The following is a 16514-nucleotide window of genomic DNA, read 5'->3' on the forward strand; positions in this document are numbered from 1 at the left end:
CATGAAAGGAAAAAAAGAACGGCTCGATGTGCTGCTTGTCGAACGAGGGCTGGCGGAAACGCGAGAAAAGGCGAAGCGGGCGATCATGGCCGGGCTTGTCTATTCAAACGACGTTCGACTCGATAAGCCCGGGGAAAAAGTGCCGGTTGACATTCCGCTTGAGGTGAAAGGCAACCCGCTTCCGTACGTCAGCCGCGGTGGGTTGAAACTGGAAAAAGCGTTGCGCGAGTTTCATATTCGCGTGGAAAATAAAATTGTTCTTGACATCGGCGCGTCGACCGGCGGTTTCACCGACTGCGCCTTGCAGCATGGGGCGAAGCTGACGTATGCCGTCGATGTCGGCTACAACCAGCTTGCTTGGAAGCTGCGTCAAGACGAGCGCGTCGTTGTGATGGAGCGGACGAACTTCCGCTACGTGACGCCGGATCAGTTTACGAAAGGGCTGCCGGAAGTAGCTGTCATCGATGTCTCGTTTATTTCGCTGCGGCTCATTTTGCCGGTCGTCAAGACGGTCATGGTGCCGGGCGGCGATGTGATTGCGCTCGTCAAGCCGCAGTTTGAAGCCGGCAGGGAAAAGGTCGGCAAAAAGGGGATTGTTCGCGACCCGAACATTCACGAGGAAGTGCTCGAATCGATCATTCAATTCGCCTGTGCGGAAGGGTTCGATGTTCTTCATTTAACGTATTCACCGATTACCGGCGGCGATGGCAACATTGAGTTTTTGCTTCACGCCGTTTATTCGGGAGAAAATCGCAAAGGGGAAAACCGTCTGTCGATGCCGATCGCACATATCGTACGTGAGGCGCACGCCCATCTACGTGGCGACAGGACAGAGGGGCATGGCGAATAGAGGCGGGAAACAACAGCGTGGCATTTTGCAAGCAAAGAGGTGGCGCAGTGTGAACAAAGGGCAAAGGCATATTAAAATTCGCGAAATCATTATGAACCATGACATTGAAACGCAAGACGAGCTTGTCGACCGGCTGAGAGAAGCTGGCTTTAACGTCACCCAAGCGACTGTCTCGCGCGACATTAAAGAAATGCAGCTCGTCAAAGTGCCGATGGCCAACGGACGCTACAAGTACAGCCTTCCGTCCGACCAGCGCTTCAATCCGCTGCAAAAGCTGAAGCGGGCGCTTGTTGATGTGTTTGTGAAGCTTGACGGAACGGGCAACTTGCTTGTGTTGCGGACGTTGCCGGGCAACGCCCATGCCGTCGGCGTCTTGCTCGACAATTTGGATTGGAACGAAATCGTCGGTACGATTTGCGGCGACGATACGTGCCTGATCATTTGCCGGACGCCGAAAGATGCGGAAAAAGTGTCCGACCAGCTGTTGTCCATGCTCTAGGCGAGGACCGACCCAGCTCCCGTTCTGCGTTCAAGGACGGAACGACAGGGCGGTCCTCGTTTGCAAATTCGAACATATGTGCTATAATCAAAAGTGGAATGAATCGGACAGGCAAGGAGTGGTGAAATGCTCGCCGAGCTGTCGATTAAAAATTTCGCCATTATCGAGTCGCTCTCGTTGTCGTTCGACAAAGGGCTGACGGTGTTAACCGGCGAAACGGGAGCCGGCAAATCGATCATCATCGACGCGATTCATTTGTTGATCGGCGGACGCGGCTCCGCTGAATTTGTCCGCTTTGGGGCGGAAAAGGCGGAAATCGAAGGGCTGTTTTTGCTTGATGATGACCGCCATCCATGCTGGCAAAAATGCGCAGACGTTGGCATCGACGCCAGCGACGGCATGATCGTGTTGCGCCGCGATATTTTCGCCAACGGCAAAAGCGTCTGCCGCATTAACGGCAAGCTCGTCACGACGGCGGTGCTGCGCGACATCGGGGCGACGCTTGTGGATATTCACGGCCAGCATGAACATCAAGAACTGATGGATCCGTCCCGCCATCTGCCGCTTTTAGACGAGTTCGGCGGCCTAGAGGCAGCAGAGGCGCTTGCTCGCTACCGCGCCGTCTACGAGCGGTATGAGGAGCTCGGAAAAAAATTGAAAAAGCTGAGCGAAAATGAACAGCAAATGGCGCACCGGCTTGATTTGTTGACGTTTCAGTTGCGCGAAATCGAACAGGCGGCGCTCGAGCCGGGCGAGGACGAGCGGCTGATGGAGGAAAAAGTTCGCATCGTCAATTTTCAAAAAATTTATACCGCGCTGCAGAAAAGTTATGAGGCCCTCTCCGGAGAGGGACGCGGACTTGATTCGATCGGGGAGGCGATGCGCCATCTCGATGACGTCGCAGGCATGGATGCAGCGCTCAAAGATGCGCATGAAACGACGTCGAACTGCTACTATTTGCTCGAGGAAGTCATGTACAAGCTGCGCGATCAAATTGAGGAGATGGAGTACGACCCAGAGCGGCTCGATGCCATTGAAAGCCGTCTCGCGGAAATCGGGCAGCTCAAACGAAAATACGGGGCGACGATCGCCGATATTTTGCACTATGCCGAGACGATCGCCGAGGAAATCGAGACAATCGAAAATCGCGAAACGCATGTGCATGAGCTTAAGCAGCAGCTCGCTCTGGTGACGGACGAGTTGCTTACGGAGGCGAAAAACGTCACCGCTGTTCGGCAAACATATGCCCAGCGCCTGATTGAGCGCATTCATCAAGAACTGAAAGACTTGTACATGGACAAAACGAAATTTGACATCGTATTTGCCAAGCGCGAAGGATCGCTTGACGCCCCCTTGGTCGACGGCGTGCCGGTTAGGTTCCAAGAAGACGGCATCGATGTCGTCGAGTTTTACATTTCGACGAACGTCGGCGAGCCGTTAAAACCGCTCGTCAAAGTCGCTTCCGGCGGCGAGCTGTCGCGCATTATGCTGGCGTTGAAAACGATTTTTTCCAAACATCAAGGAGTGACGTCGATTGTTTTTGATGAGGTCGACACCGGTGTCAGCGGACGCGTCGCCCAGGCAATGGCGGAAAAAATTTACCGCATCGCCAGCCAGTCGCAAGTGCTTTGCATTTCCCATCTGCCGCAAGTCGCTGCGATGGCGGACACGCACTTGTTGATCGCCAAAGAGACGGATGGGGAACGGACGAAAACAGTCGTGAGGAAGCTCAATGAGGAGGAGAAAGTGAAAGAAATCGGGCGGATGATTTCCGGCGTCGAGATGACGGAATTGACGAAACGGCATGCCAAAGAGCTGTTGGAACTGGCGGCGAAAATGAAACATTGATTCCTGTTTCCCCTGTTCGTCGAGGGGAGGCGCATCCCTCTCAAAGCGGGCCGATTCCGCCTGCCTGTTCTCACTTGGCGCTCGCTTTCCTTAAGAGAACTACGGTGTTTCATAAAGATAAGCAAAAAGCCGCGCGGCTGTCCGGATGCAAGTCCATCCAATTCCGGGCAGCTTTTTTATCGACAGGGCGATTATATTTTCCCCGGTTCAGGCAAAATTAAAACTGTAACCGTTTTTGCATGGTGTAGGCGGGAGCGAGGAGAGTGGACGACATTGAATAAAGAAACGGCGCGAAAAATCGCAGGAGTGCTTCTCCTTGGTATATTGACGGCCATCGCCTTTTCCAAACCGATGAAGGAATATTGGCAAATTCCGAAGCAGCTTGTCCTGTTTGAAGGCGATGCGGTTGAATTTCCTGCCGCTTCCCTTCCCGTGCAAGCGGCCGTCAATGACCGAAACGCTCCCGAAACGCTCAATATTGAGCGAAAAAACGGTTCTCTGTCTGTAAAGGCGAAACGCCGCGGACATGAAACGATGATGTTGCAGGTTGCCGGAATGCCGATCAAGCAAGTGGATGTCAACGTGCTGCCGACGCTCAAAGTCATTCCCGGCGGACAATCGATCGGCGTCAAGCTCAATACCGTCGGCGTTCTTGTCGTCGGTTACCACCTTGTCGAAACCGAAAACGGGAAAAAATCGCCGGGAGAGGCAGCCGGCATTCAAGTCGGCGACATCATTATCGGCATTAACGGCCAAAAAATCGAAAACATGAGCGACCTTTCCCCTTTCATCGAGGAGGCCGGCAAAACGGGAAAACCGCTTCATCTAAAAATTCTGCGCGATCAGCACTCCATGACGGTGAAGCTCGTTCCGCTGAGAGACAAGCATGACGATGTGTACCGCATCGGCCTGTACATTCGCGATTCGGCCGCCGGCATCGGGACGATGACATTTTACGACCCCAAATCAAAAACATATGGCGCACTTGGCCATGTCATCTCTGACATGGATACGAAAAAGCCGATTGTCGTGCAAAACGGGCAAATTATGCGCTCGACCGTCACATCGATCGAAAAAGGGACGAGCGGCAATCCAGGTGAAAAATTAGCCCGCTTTTCCGACGGCGAAGAAGTGATCGGCACGATCACCACCAACAGCCCGTTTGGCATTTTTGGCAAGCTTACAAAGCCACTGCCGAACGGTCCGTTCACAAAACCGATCCCGGTTGCCTTGGCGAACCAAGTGAAAGAAGGACCGGCAAAAATATTGACAGTGGTAGAAAACGACAAAGTCGAGCAGTTTGACGTGGAAATTGTCAGCACCATTCCGCAGAAATTTCCGGCGACCAAAGGCCTCGTGATTCGCGTCACGGACCCGCGCTTGTTAAAGAAAACAGGGGGCATCGTCCAAGGGATGAGCGGCAGTCCGATCATTCAGGATGGAAAACTTGTCGGCGCAGTGACGCACGTTTTCGTGAACGATCCGACATCCGGCTATGGCGTCCACATTGAGTGGATGTTGCAAGAGGCAGGCATCGATCTATACGGCAAACAAAAGAAAGCGAGCTGACAAAGTCGGCTCGCTTTTTCCCGGCAGCCAACATTCGATTCTTGCGTATATTTGGTGAAATGACGAGTGATGATTTGGTCACCATTCATCTCTTCCTGATCATCCCAAGGTCAATGTTTCGAAATGCTGTGAGCGGCTTGATTGATTCCGCCATATTTGGTTAGGCTGCCACTAAAAATTTTTCAAAAAAGGCGGCAAAAATTTTGCCGGTTTGGCATAGATATTTGGTGAAACATCCGTTAAAATGAAATTTGTAAAGATTTTTCGACAAACGCATCGCTGGTGAAAACGAATATTGTCTAATGAGCTCGTTTTTTGTTATAATTTTTATTTTTTGAAAAATAAAAGGATTTTTTGCCGCTGTTGTCGAATGTACGTTAATGGAATGTTACATAGCAAGAAAAAGTGGGGGAGGACGATCGTTTTGAGCATTAAGGTGTGCATTGCCGATGATAACCGCGAATTGGTGACATTGCTTGACGAATATATCTCGAGTCAGCCGGACATGGAAGTGATTGGCACGGCGTATAACGGCCAAGATTGCCTTCATATGCTCGAGGAAAAGCGGCCGGATATTTTGCTTCTGGACATCATTATGCCGCACTTGGATGGGTTGGCTGTGCTTGAGAAAGTCCGCGCAGGTTGTGAGCATCAGCCGAGCGTCATTATGCTGACGGCGTTCGGCCAGGAGGATGTCACGAAAAAGGCAGTGGAACTCGGCGCTTCCTACTTCATTTTAAAACCGTTCGACATGGAGAATTTGGTCCATCACATTCGGCAGATTCATGGCAAAACGGCGCCGATGGTCAGAAAAACCGGCTCTGCCTACCAGGCGCGCGACAACAAACCGAAAAATTTGGATGCGAGCATTACGAGCATCATCCATGAAATCGGCGTCCCGGCGCATATTAAAGGCTATCTGTACTTGCGCGAAGCGATCGCGATGGTGTACCACGACATCGAACTGCTCGGCTCCATCACGAAAGTGCTCTATCCGGACATCGCGAAAAAATACAACACGACGGCCAGCCGCGTCGAGCGCGCCATTCGCCATGCGATCGAAGTCGCTTGGAGCCGCGGCAACCTCGAATCGATTTCCTCGCTGTTCGGCTATACGGTGAGCGTCTCGAAGGCAAAGCCGACAAACTCGGAATTCATCGCCATGGTGGCCGATAAGCTCCGGCTTGAGCATAAAGCATCGTAACGGAAAACGAATGATAGCCAAAGCGGCAAGACGCTCCGCAATCGGGGGCGTCTTTTTTGCCGTTTGGCGGCTTGCTGGAACGAAAAAAGGGGGAACGTGGCTTGCGCCGGTGTGGTGCACAGAGGCGGCTTTACCGCCAAGGGCCAGACGGTTAAGATGGGTCGTTTTCTTTTTCTTTTTTCTCCAATTCCAGCAGCTTGTTCACCAAAATGTGCGGCGGCATATGCATGATCTGCTCGATCGGCACGCCGAGCGCTTTGGCCAGCTTTTGCGCTGTTTCCAGCGAAATTTTCAACGGCTGCATCATCTCCACCTCGTTTGTTCATAGTATTATTTTTAGTATAACGAACGACCGCCGGTTTCGGCCAGCTCGTTGGCTGAACGGCGAATAAATGCGAAAGGAAGAAGGCAGAATGACATTGATTTTTGCCCACCGCGGGGCGGCGGGGACGCACCCGGAAAATACGATGGCGGCGTTTATCGAGGCGGAAAAAGCGGGAGCGGACGGCATTGAATTGGATGTGCAGCTCACAAAAGACGGCGAAGTGGTCGTCATTCATGACGAAACGGTCGACCGGACGACGGACGGCAGCGGCTGGGTGAAAGACATCACGTACCGCGAACTGCGCCGATTGAACGCGGCGGCCATGTGGGACGGCAAACACGGCCATTGTCCGATTCCGCATCTTGAGGAAGTGCTTGCTTGGCTGTCATCAACACGGATGGCGGTCAACATCGAGCTGAAAAATAGCCTCATCGCCTACGAAACGCTTGAGCAAAAAACGATCTCCCTCGTGCGCCGCTATGGGCTTGAGAAGCGGACGATTTTGTCATCGTTCAATCATCATAGCATGCGCCTTTGCCGAACGCTTGCACCGGAAATCGAGACGGCGCTCTTGTACATTGAGCCGCTGTATGCCCCATGGACGTATGTGCGTGCCATGAACGCCGACGGGGTGCATCCGCACTATCGGACGGTGACGGCGGAATTTGCCGCCGAAGCGCGGCGGCGCGGGGTGGCGGTTCGCCCGTTTACGGTAAATAAGCGAAATGTGATGAAAACGATGTTTGCTTATGGCGTTGACGCCGTCTTCACCGACTACCCGCGCCAAGCGAAGCAATGGAAAGAGAAAACGCCTTAACGAGAGACGTTAAGGCATTTTTTGTTTGCCTTGAAATGGATGTTTTCCCAGTGTAATAGGCATCAACGTTCCGGGTCAAGGCGTTTTTCGTTTTCGTTGAAAACGCGCCTGCACTTTGTTGCGTTTCCGGTCGCGGTGCAGCAAAAAACCGCCGAGAAACGCCAGCCCAGCGGCAAACAGCGCGAGCCCGGCGAGAAATTGCAGCCGTAAGGCAGAAAACAGCGGCCCGTTGATGCCAAACAACGCATCGCGCATCCATTTGATGCCAAGCGCCGCTCCAAGCCCGGGAATGACTAAAATCAACAGCGCAATCATTCGCCCCATCGCGATCGCGTTCCTTTCCGAAAAGAGTAGCCTTATCGACTATCATAGCGGTTATTGGGCGTTTGTCAAGGAAAGAGCAAATCAAGTATGATAAAAGTGTCTGCAAAAATTGGCATACTATAAAGTGTGGTGGACGGACATGAAAAAAGTGATGCTTATTGGCGCTGACTCGCGTGGGACATCGTTGTTGAAGCTGCTCCATGGGGCATCAGGGTTTGAAGTCGTGGCAGTCGTGGATGTAGATGAACACGCTCCGGGGTTGCAGCTGGCGCGCCGATGGGGGATTGCCGCCGCCAGCGACTGGCGTCCATGGATGGCCGAGCCGCTTGATTTGATCATTGAAACGACGGGCAGGGCGGATGTCCTTGAGGAAATCCGTCGATTGGCGCCAGAGGGAGCCAATATTGTCCCAAGTGCAGTCGCGCAGATGATGGCCGAGCTCGTTGAAGAAAAAGAAGCGCTCATCGCCAAATTGAAAAGCGAAGCGGCTCGGCGCGCGCTCATCTTTCATTCGTCCCACGATGGCATGATTGTCGTTGATGAATATGGTTACATTACCGATATGAATCAAAGCGCGGCGGAGCTGCTTGAAGTCGATAAAGACAAAGTGATCGGCAAGCATATTTTGACCGTTCTGCCGTCAAGCGGCTTGCCGCGCGTGCTCGAAACGAGGCAGACGGAGTTTCATCAAGAAGTGGAGCTGGCCAATGGAAAAAAATTGATCACCACCCGCATCCCGATCATCGATGACAATGGCAAACTGTTTGGGGCGCTCGCGGTATTCAAGGACATCACCGAGCTTGTCGCTTTGGCGGAAGAAATCACCGACTTAAAAGAAGTCCGCATGATGCTCGAAGCGATCATCTATTCGTCGGAAGAGGCGATTTCCGTCGTCGATGAAAATGGGAACGGCATTTTGATCAACCCGGCGTATACACGGCTTACCGGCCTGACAGAGGAAGACGTCATCGGCAAACCGGCGACGGCCGACATCGCGGAAGGGGAAAGCATGCACATGCAAGTATTGAAAACGCGCCGCCCGGTGCGCGGAGCGCGCATGAAAGTCGGCCCGAAAAACCGGGATGTCATCGTCAATGTCGCGCCGATTATTGTTGATGGCGTATTGAAAGGGAGTGTCGGCGTCATTCATGATGTGTCAGAAATTCAGCGGCTGACGACTGAGCTCAATCGGGCGCGGCAAATCATCCGCACGCTCGAGGCGAAATATTCGTTTGCGGATATTGTCGGTGAGTCAGAGGAGATGAAGGTGGCGATCGAGCAGGCGAAGCTGGCGGCGAAAACACCGGCGACGATTTTGCTGCGGGGGGAATCAGGGACGGGCAAGGAGCTGTTCGCCCACGCCATTCACAACGCGAGCGACCGAAAGTATAACAAGTTTATCCGCGTCAATTGCGCGGCCATTCCGGAAACATTATTGGAAAGCGAACTGTTTGGCTATGAGGAAGGAGCGTTTTCCGGCGCGCGGCGCGGAGGCAAGCGAGGGCTGTTTGAAGAAGCAAACAACGGAAGCATTTTCCTTGACGAAATCGGCGAACTGTCGGCCAGCACGCAGGCGAAGCTGCTCCGCGTCTTGCAGGAGCGGGAGATCGTCCGCGTCGGCGGGACGAAGCCGATCCCGATCAACGTCCGCGTCATCGCCGCCACGAACGTCAACCTTGAAAAAGCGATTGCCGAAGGCGCCTTTCGCGAAGACTTATACTATCGGCTCAATCGGATGCCGATTTATATTCCGCCGCTGCGCGCCCGCAAGGAAGACATTCCAGCTCTTTGCCGGCGTTTGATCCAGAAACTGAACCAAGATTACGGGCGCAACGTCGAAGGTGTCACGGATGAAGCGATGGCGAAGCTTCTTGCCTATGATTGGCCGGGAAATGTCCGCGAGCTCGAAAATGTGCTCGGGCGGGCGATGATTTTCATGAAATTTCATGAAGTGATGATCGATGCGACGCATTTGCCGCCGCTCGCTTCGCCTTCGTCAGTGCCGGCTCATCGAGTGGAAACGGAAGAGGAGATTCGGCCGCTTGAGGAAATGGTGAGCCGATACGAAGCGAGCTTGATTGAGCAGGCGCTTCGCCGCCATCGAGGCAATAAAACAGCGGCGGCCCGGGCGCTTGGCATTTCGGTGCGCAATTTATATTACAAGCTGGAGAAATACGGGCTTGACAAAAATATCATGCAATAATTTGCGCGGAGTGAAGAATATTGCACATATCTGTTTGCGAAGGTAGTGTGTTTTAAAGCGCTTTCAGTCATTTTTGGTTGGCACAGTTTTTGCATAAAAAGACTGTGCCGCACGATTTGCAGAAAAGGTTGGTGCAGATGATGAAGCTTGAATCGTTAGTGCAAGAAGCAAGACAATGCCAGGACCGGACGGTGGCCGTGGCGGCGGCGGAAGATGAAGAAGTGATTGAAGCGGTGGCGATGGCGCTCGAACACCGTCTCGGACGCTTTGTGCTTTATGGCGATCGGGAGCGGCTCGGACGACTGTTGAAGGAAAAAGGATGCGCCCGCTTTTCCGACGTCGATGTCGTTCATGCGAATTCGATCGGGCAAGCCGCAGAGCTTGCCGTGCGCGCCGTCCATTTGAACGAGGCGGATGCGTTGATGAAAGGGCATGTGCCGACAGCAACGCTGCTGAAAGCCGTTTTGAACAAAGAATACGGGCTGCGCACGGGAAAGGTGTTGTCCCATGTCGCTGTTTTTGAGGTGCCGGAGTTTGACCGATTTGTCATCGTCACCGACGCGGCGATGAACATCGCTCCGGATTTGGAGCAAAAGGTGCAAATTGTCAACAACGCCGTCAGCATCGCGCGTTCCATCGGCATCGAGCGCCCAAAAGTCGCGGCGCTGGCGGCGGTGGAGACGGTCAATCCGGCCATGCCGGCAACACTTGATGCAGCGGCGCTCGCGATGATGCAAAAGCGGGGGCAAATCGAACATTGCCTGCTTGACGGACCGCTTGCGTTGGACAACGCGGTGTCGCTGGCGGCGGCGAAGCATAAGCGGATTGAAAGCGAAGTGGCTGGACAGGCTGATATTTTGCTTGTGCCGGACATTGAATCCGGCAACATGCTGTATAAGTCGCTCGTCTATTTTGCGAACGCACGCGTCGGCGCCGTCATCGCTGGGGCGAAGGCGCCGATCGTCTTGACGTCGCGCGCCGACTCGGCGGAAAGCAAACTGTATTCGTTGGCGCTTGCTATTTGTTCGGCAGCAAAATGAAATAGATGAAGGAGGCCATCAGTGTTGGAACTGTTTCAATATATGGAAAAATATGATTATGAGCAAGTGTTATTTTGCCAAGACAAAGAATCCGGATTGAAGGCGATCATTGTCATTCATGACACGACGCTCGGCCCGGCGCTCGGCGGGACGCGCATGTGGATGTACAATTCGGAAGAAGAGGCGCTTGAAGACGCCTTGCGCCTCGCCCGCGGCATGACATACAAAAACGCGGCCGCCGGCCTTAATTTAGGCGGGGGCAAGACGGTCATCATCGGCGATCCGCGCAAAGATAAAAACGAGGCGATGTTCCGCGCTTTCGGCCGGTTCATTCAAGGGCTGAACGGCCGCTACATTACGGCGGAAGACGTCGGCACGACCGTTGCCGATATGGACATCATCTACCAGGAAACGGACTATGTCACCGGCATTTCGCCGGAATTCGGCTCATCCGGCAACCCGTCGCCGGCCACGGCTTACGGCGTATATCGTGGGATGAAAGCGGCAGCGAAGGAAGCATTTGGAAGTGATTCGCTTGAAGGAAAAGTTGTCGCCGTCCAAGGAGTCGGCAATGTCGCCTACCATTTATGCCGCCATTTGCACGAAGAAGGAGCGAAACTCATCGTTACCGACATCAACAAGGAAGCGGTGGCGCGCGCGGTCGAGGAATTTGGGGCGAAAGCGGTCGACCCGAACGACATTTACGGCGTGGAGTGCGACATTTTTGCTCCATGCGCGCTCGGCGGCATCATCAACGACCAAACGATTCCGCAGCTGAAAGCGAAAGTGATCGCCGGCTCGGCGAACAACCAGCTGAAAGAGCCGCGCCATGGCGACATGATCCATGAAATGGGCATCGTCTATGCACCAGATTATGTGATCAACGCCGGCGGCGTCATCAACGTCGCCGATGAGCTGTACGGCTACAACCGTGAACGGGCGATGAAAAAAATCGAGCAAATTTATGACAACATCGAAAAAGTGTTTGCCATCGCCAAGCGTGACAACATTCCAACGTATGTGGCCGCTGACCGGATGGCCGAAGAACGAATTGAAACGATGCGCAAAGCGCGCAGCCAATTTTTGCAAAACGGCCATCATATTTTAAGCCGCCGCCGCGCCCGCTAATAGCGGCGCGGGGCGGCCTTCCGCCCCGCCGGCGGATGATGGAGGGACAGCAACGATGGAAGAGCAGAAGTTTCGCATTTTAACGATCAATCCAGGCTCGACTTCAACGAAGATCGGCGTCTTTGAAAACGAACGGCCATTGCTCGAAAAAACGATCCGCCACGAGGCGGACGTGCTTCGGCAATATAAAACGATCGTGGACCAGTATGAGTTTCGCAAGCAAACGATTTTGCAAGCACTGGATGAAGAAGGGATCAATTTATCGAAGTTGAGCGCCGTCTGCGGCCGCGGCGGGCTTCTTCGTCCGATCGAAGGCGGTACGTACCGCGTCAATGAGGCGATGCTTGAAGATTTGCGCCGCGGTTATTCGGGACAGCACGCGTCCAACCTCGGCGGTATTTTGGCGCATGAGATCGCCTCGGCCTTAAACATCCCGGCGTTTATCGTCGACCCGGTCGTCGTCGATGAACTTGATCCAATCGCCCGGATCAGCGGATTTCCGCTCATTGAGCGGCGCAGCATTTTCCACGCCTTAAACCAAAAAGCGGTCGCGCGCCGCGTCGCCAAGCAGCTCGGCAAACGGTATGACGAACTGAACTTGATCGTCGCCCATATGGGCGGCGGCATTACGGTCGGCGCCCACAAGCAAGGAAGGGTCGTCGATGTCAACAACGGGCTTGATGGCGAAGGCCCGTTCAGCCCGGAGCGCGCCGGGACGGTGCCAGCGGGCGATTTGGTTGCTTTATGCTTCTCTGGTGAATATTACCGCGAAGAGATCATGAACATGCTCGTCGGCGGCGGCGGCCTTGTCGGTTATCTTGGCACGAATGATGCGGTGAAAGTCGAGAACATGATCGAAGCCGGCGATGAAAAGGCCAAGCTCGTGTATGAGGCGATGGCGTACCAAGTGGCGAAAGAAATCGGTGCGGCAAGCGCCGTGCTTTCCGGCAAAGTTGACGCCATCATTTTGACCGGCGGACTGGCGTATGGCAAATCGTTTGTCGAACAGATCACTCGCCGCGTGCAATGGATCGCCGATGTCATCGTCCATCCGGGCGAAAACGAACTGCAGGCGCTCGCGGAAGGCGCGCTTCGCGTCCTGCGCGGCGAAGAAGAGGAAAAAGTGTATCCAGGCGAGGCCGTTTCGCCGATTCCAGCCCGGCGCTGATGCGGCAATGGACAGAAAGGAGAAGGCAAGATGGCAAAAGAATACGATGTCGTCATTCTCGGCGGAGGAACGGGTGGCTATGTGGCCGCCATTCGCGCCTCGCAGCTCGGGTTGAAAACGGCCGTTGTGGAAAAAGGGAAGCTCGGCGGCACGTGCCTGCACGCTGGCTGCATTCCGTCCAAAGCGCTGCTTCGCAGTGCCGAAGTGTACGCACAAACGAAAAATGGCGAGGCGTTTGGCGTCATCGCCGACGGCGTGCGCCTTGATTTTGCCAAAGTGCAGGCGCGCAAAGCGGCGATTGTTGAGCAGCTCCATAAAGGAGTGCAGCATTTGATGAAAAAAGGGAAAATCGATGTGTACGCCGGCACCGGCCGCCTGCTCGGCCCGTCGATCTTTTCCCCGCTGCCGGGGACGGTGTCGGTCGAAATGAACGACGGCAGCGAAAACGAAATGCTCGTCCCGAAATTCGTCGTCATCGCCACCGGTTCGCGCCCGCGCACGCTGCCGGGGCTCGAGCCGGACGGCGAATTCGTGATGACGTCCGATGAGGCGCTGCAAATGGAGACGCTCCCCTCGTCCATCTTGATCGTCGGCGGCGGTGTGATCGGCATGGAATGGGCGTCCATGCTTAATGATTTCGGCGTTGACGTGACGGTGCTCGAATATGCCGATCGCATTTTGCCGACAGAAGATGAAGACGTGTCAAAAGAAATGGAAAAACTGCTTCGCCGCCGCGGTGTCAACATCGTCACGGGAGCGCGGGTGCTCGCGGAAACGCTCGAAAAAGGAAACGGCGTCACAATCCAAGCGGAGCATCAAGGCGAGCGGAAAACGTTTGCGGCTGACAAGATGCTCGTTTCCGTCGGGCGTCAGGCGAACATTGAAGGGATTGGCCTTGAGAACACCGACATCGTCATTGAAAAGGGATATATTCAAACGAACGAGTTCGGCCAAACGAAAGAAGCGCACATTTACGCGATCGGCGATGTGATCGGCGGTCTGCAGCTCGCCCATGTCGCCGCCCATGAAGGGATCGTCGCCATTGAACATTTAGCCGGGCATAACCCGGCGCCGATTGACTACACGATGGTGCCCCGCTGCATTTACACCCGTCCGGAAGCGGCGGCGGTTGGCTTAACCGAACAAGAGGCGAAAGCGAAAGGCTATGATGTCAAGGTCGGCAAATTTCCGTTTAAAGCCATTGGCAAGGCGCTTGTGTTCGGTGAGGCGGAAGGGTTTGTGAAGCTCATCGCCGACCGGAACACGGACGATCTGCTTGGCGTCCATATGGTCGGGCCGCACGTAACCGATTTGATTTCCGAAGCCGGTCTCGCCCGCGTGCTTGATGCGGCTCCTTGGGAAATCGCCCATGCGATCCACCCGCATCCGACGCTGTCAGAGGCCATGGCGGAAGCGGCGCTGGCGGTCGATGGCAAAGCGATTCATTTTTAACCGATTTCGCCGTATGCGCGCGGCGCGTGATCATTGGTTGACTATGTGAATCTAAGGGAGGTTGTTGCGATGGCGCAAAACCGTCATCAGGCGCTTGGATTAAGCGATGACACGGTGTTGGAAATGTATGAAACAATGCTTCTCGCCCGCAAGCTCGATGAACGGATGTGGCTGCTAAACCGCGCGGGGAAAATTCCGTTCGTCATCTCATGCCAAGGGCAGGAGGCGGCGCAAGTCGGCGCGGCGTTTGCCCTCGACCGGACGAAAGACTATGTCTTGCCGTATTACCGCGATGTGGGCGTTGTCCTGACGTTTGGCATGACGCCGAGAGAATTGATGTTGGCGGCGTTTGCCAAGGCGGAAGACCCGAACTCGGGTGGCCGGCAAATGCCTGGCCATTTCGGGCAAAAGAAAAATCGGATCGTCACCGGTTCATCGCCTGTGACGACGCAAGTGCCGCACGCGGTCGGCTTTGCGCTGGCGGCGAAAATGGAAAAGAAAGATTTCGTCGCCTTCGTCACCTTTGGCGAAGGGTCGTCGAACCAAGGCGATTTCCACGAAGGGGCAAACTTTGCCGGCGTTCATAAACTCCCAGTCATCTTTATGTGCGAAAACAACAAATACGCCATTTCCGTACCGATTTCGAAACAACTCGCGTGCGAAAAGGTGTCGGACCGCGCCATCGGCTATGGCATGCCGGGCTATACGGTCGACGGCACCGATCCGCTTGAAGTGTACCGCGTCGTGAAAGAAGCGGCCGACCGCGCCCGCCGCGGCGAAGGGCCGACGCTCATCGAGGCGGTGACATACCGGCTGACGTCGCACTCGTCGGACGACGACCACCGCGTCTACCGGACGGAAGAAGAGCTCGCCGAAGCGCGCGCCAAAGACCCGATCGTGTCGTTTGCCAACTATTTGAAAGAAACCGGCGTTTTGACCGATGAACAAGATGAAGAAATTCAAGCGCGCGTCATGAAAGAAGTGAACGAAGCGACCGACTATGCGGAGAAGGCTCCGTACGCCGAGCCGGAGCATGCGCTTCGCTACGTGTATGCCGAGGAGTAAGGGGGAATCGACGATGCCTGTTATTTCCTATATTGATGCCGTCACGATGGCGATTCGCGAAGAAATGGAACGAGACCCGCGCGTGTTTGTGTTAGGAGAAGACGTCGGCCGAAAAGGCGGAGTGTTCAAAGCGACGCAAGGATTGTACGAGCAGTTCGGCGAAGAGCGCGTCATCGACACGCCGCTTTCCGAGTCGGCGATCGTCGGCGTCGGCATCGGCGCGGCGATGTACGGCCTGCGCCCGATTGCCGAAATTCAGTTTGCCGATTTTATCATGCCAGCGGTCAACCAAATCATTTCGGAAGCGGCGCGCATCCGCTACCGCTCGAACAACGACTGGAACTGCCCGATCGTCATCCGTGCCCCGTACGGCGGCGGCGTTCACGGCGCTTTGTACCATTCGCAGTCCGTCGAAGCGATTTTCGCCAACCAGCCTGGGTTAAAAATCGTCATGCCGTCGACGCCATACGATGTGAAAGGGCTGCTGAAAGCGGCGATTCGCGACGAAGACCCAGTGCTCTTTTTCGAGCATAAACGCGCCTACCGCCTCATTAAAGGGGAAGTGCCGGAGGACGACTACGTGCTTCCGATCGGCAAGGCGGACGTCAAGCGTGAAGGCGATGACATCACCGTCATCACGTATGGGCTGTGCGTCCATTTTGCCTTGCAGGCGGCCGAGCGCGTCGCCCAAGACGGCATTTCCGTTCACCTGTTGGATTTGCGCACCGTCTATCCGCTTGACAAAGAAGCGATCATCGAAGCGGCGAGCAAAACAGGAAAAGTGCTGCTCATTACGGAAGACAACAAAGAAGGCAGCGTCATGAGCGAAGTCGCCGCCATTATCGCGGAGCATTGTTTGTTTGATCTCGACGCGCCGATTATGCGCCTCGCCGGCCCGGACGTTCCGGCCATGCCGTATGCGCCGACGATGGAAAAATTCTTTATGATCAATCCAGAAAAAGTCGAAAAAGCGATGCGCGAATTAGCGGCGTTTTGAGGCGAAGACATTGCAGCCAAGATAG

At 54.6% G+C, this 16514-nt stretch carries 15 protein-coding genes; 13 read left to right on the forward strand and 2 right to left on the reverse strand.

All coding sequences use genetic code 11. The annotated features are described in order from the left end of the window. The first annotated feature begins 1 nt into the window (after window position 1). From ETR37_RS06960 to spo0A, 5 genes are all read left to right on the forward strand, one after another. Window positions 2–850 carry a TlyA family RNA methyltransferase gene (locus ETR37_RS06960; RefSeq protein WP_063193015.1) on the forward strand — a complete coding sequence of 283 codons (849 nt, stop codon included), beginning with the start codon at window positions 2–4 and terminating at the stop codon, window positions 848–850. Between the two features lie 49 nt (window positions 851–899). Then, window positions 900–1349 carry a transcriptional regulator AhrC/ArgR gene (gene ahrC / locus ETR37_RS06965; protein ID WP_011231872.1) on the forward strand — a complete coding sequence of 150 codons (450 nt, stop codon included), beginning with the start codon at window positions 900–902 and terminating at the stop codon, window positions 1347–1349. A 126-nt stretch (window positions 1350–1475) separates the two neighbouring features. Continuing rightward, window positions 1476–3197, forward strand: a complete 1722-nt coding sequence (gene recN / locus ETR37_RS06970; RefSeq protein WP_063193014.1) for a DNA repair protein RecN — start codon at window positions 1476–1478, stop codon at window positions 3195–3197. Window positions 3198–3470: 273 nt separating this feature from the next. Beyond that, window positions 3471–4766, forward strand: a complete 1296-nt coding sequence (gene spoIVB, locus ETR37_RS06975; RefSeq protein ID WP_129447064.1) for a SpoIVB peptidase — start codon at window positions 3471–3473, stop codon at window positions 4764–4766. Window positions 4767–5151: 385 nt separating this feature from the next. Continuing rightward, window positions 5152–5970 carry a sporulation transcription factor Spo0A gene (gene spo0A / locus ETR37_RS06980; protein WP_025038882.1) on the forward strand — a complete coding sequence of 273 codons (819 nt, stop codon included), beginning with the start codon at window positions 5152–5154 and terminating at the stop codon, window positions 5968–5970. A 151-nt stretch (window positions 5971–6121) separates the two neighbouring features. On the opposite strand, the gene ETR37_RS06985 is transcribed toward spo0A, so the two are convergent. After that, the gene (locus tag ETR37_RS06985; RefSeq protein ID WP_011231868.1) at window positions 6122–6274 is read right to left on the reverse strand and encodes a YycC family protein; all 153 of its coding nucleotides are present in this window, start codon (window positions 6272–6274) and stop codon (window positions 6122–6124) included. Between the two features lie 109 nt (window positions 6275–6383). Between ETR37_RS06985 and ETR37_RS06990 the strand changes: the two genes are divergently transcribed. Then, window positions 6384–7112, forward strand: a complete 729-nt coding sequence (locus ETR37_RS06990) for a glycerophosphodiester phosphodiesterase (protein ID WP_011231867.1) — start codon at window positions 6384–6386, stop codon at window positions 7110–7112. A gap of 75 nt (window positions 7113–7187) precedes the next feature. Here ETR37_RS06990 and ETR37_RS06995 read toward each other — a convergent pair whose 3' ends face one another. Continuing rightward, entirely contained in the window at window positions 7188–7436 is a 249-nt protein-coding gene (locus ETR37_RS06995; RefSeq protein WP_129447065.1) for a DUF2627 domain-containing protein, read from the reverse strand. A 139-nt stretch (window positions 7437–7575) separates the two neighbouring features. On the opposite strand from ETR37_RS06995, the gene ETR37_RS07000 reads away from it, so the two are divergent. The 7 genes from ETR37_RS07000 (at window position 7576) to ETR37_RS07030 (ending at window position 16489) form a co-directional block, all read left to right on the forward strand. Further along, on the forward strand, window positions 7576–9639 hold the full coding sequence (locus ETR37_RS07000) for a sigma-54 interaction domain-containing protein (RefSeq protein WP_129447066.1): 2064 nt from the start codon (window positions 7576–7578) through the stop codon (window positions 9637–9639). Between the two features lie 140 nt (window positions 9640–9779). Beyond that, window positions 9780–10679: a phosphate butyryltransferase gene (gene yqiS, locus ETR37_RS07005; protein WP_129447088.1), complete on the forward strand. Its 900-nt coding sequence runs from the start codon at window positions 9780–9782 to the stop codon at window positions 10677–10679. A gap of 24 nt (window positions 10680–10703) precedes the next feature. Next, window positions 10704–11807: a leucine dehydrogenase gene (locus ETR37_RS07010; protein WP_011231863.1), complete on the forward strand. Its 1104-nt coding sequence runs from the start codon at window positions 10704–10706 to the stop codon at window positions 11805–11807. Window positions 11808–11862: 55 nt separating this feature from the next. Beyond that, a complete protein-coding gene (buk, locus tag ETR37_RS07015; RefSeq protein WP_060787680.1) occupies window positions 11863–12975 on the forward strand; it encodes a butyrate kinase in 1113 nt (370 codons plus the stop codon). A 30-nt stretch (window positions 12976–13005) separates the two neighbouring features. Then, window positions 13006–14427: a dihydrolipoyl dehydrogenase gene (gene lpdA / locus ETR37_RS07020; RefSeq protein WP_015375360.1), complete on the forward strand. Its 1422-nt coding sequence runs from the start codon at window positions 13006–13008 to the stop codon at window positions 14425–14427. 69 nt (window positions 14428–14496) lie between these two features. Then, window positions 14497–15492 carry a thiamine pyrophosphate-dependent dehydrogenase E1 component subunit alpha gene (locus ETR37_RS07025; RefSeq protein WP_015375359.1) on the forward strand — a complete coding sequence of 332 codons (996 nt, stop codon included), beginning with the start codon at window positions 14497–14499 and terminating at the stop codon, window positions 15490–15492. A 13-nt stretch (window positions 15493–15505) separates the two neighbouring features. Then, entirely contained in the window at window positions 15506–16489 is a 984-nt protein-coding gene (locus ETR37_RS07030) for an alpha-ketoacid dehydrogenase subunit beta (RefSeq protein ID WP_011231859.1), read from the forward strand. The last annotated feature ends 25 nt before the right edge of the window (window positions 16490–16514 follow it).

Source organism: Geobacillus sp. PK12 (assembly GCF_004123125.1).
Lineage (GTDB): Bacteria > Bacillota > Bacilli > Bacillales > Anoxybacillaceae > Geobacillus > Geobacillus zalihae.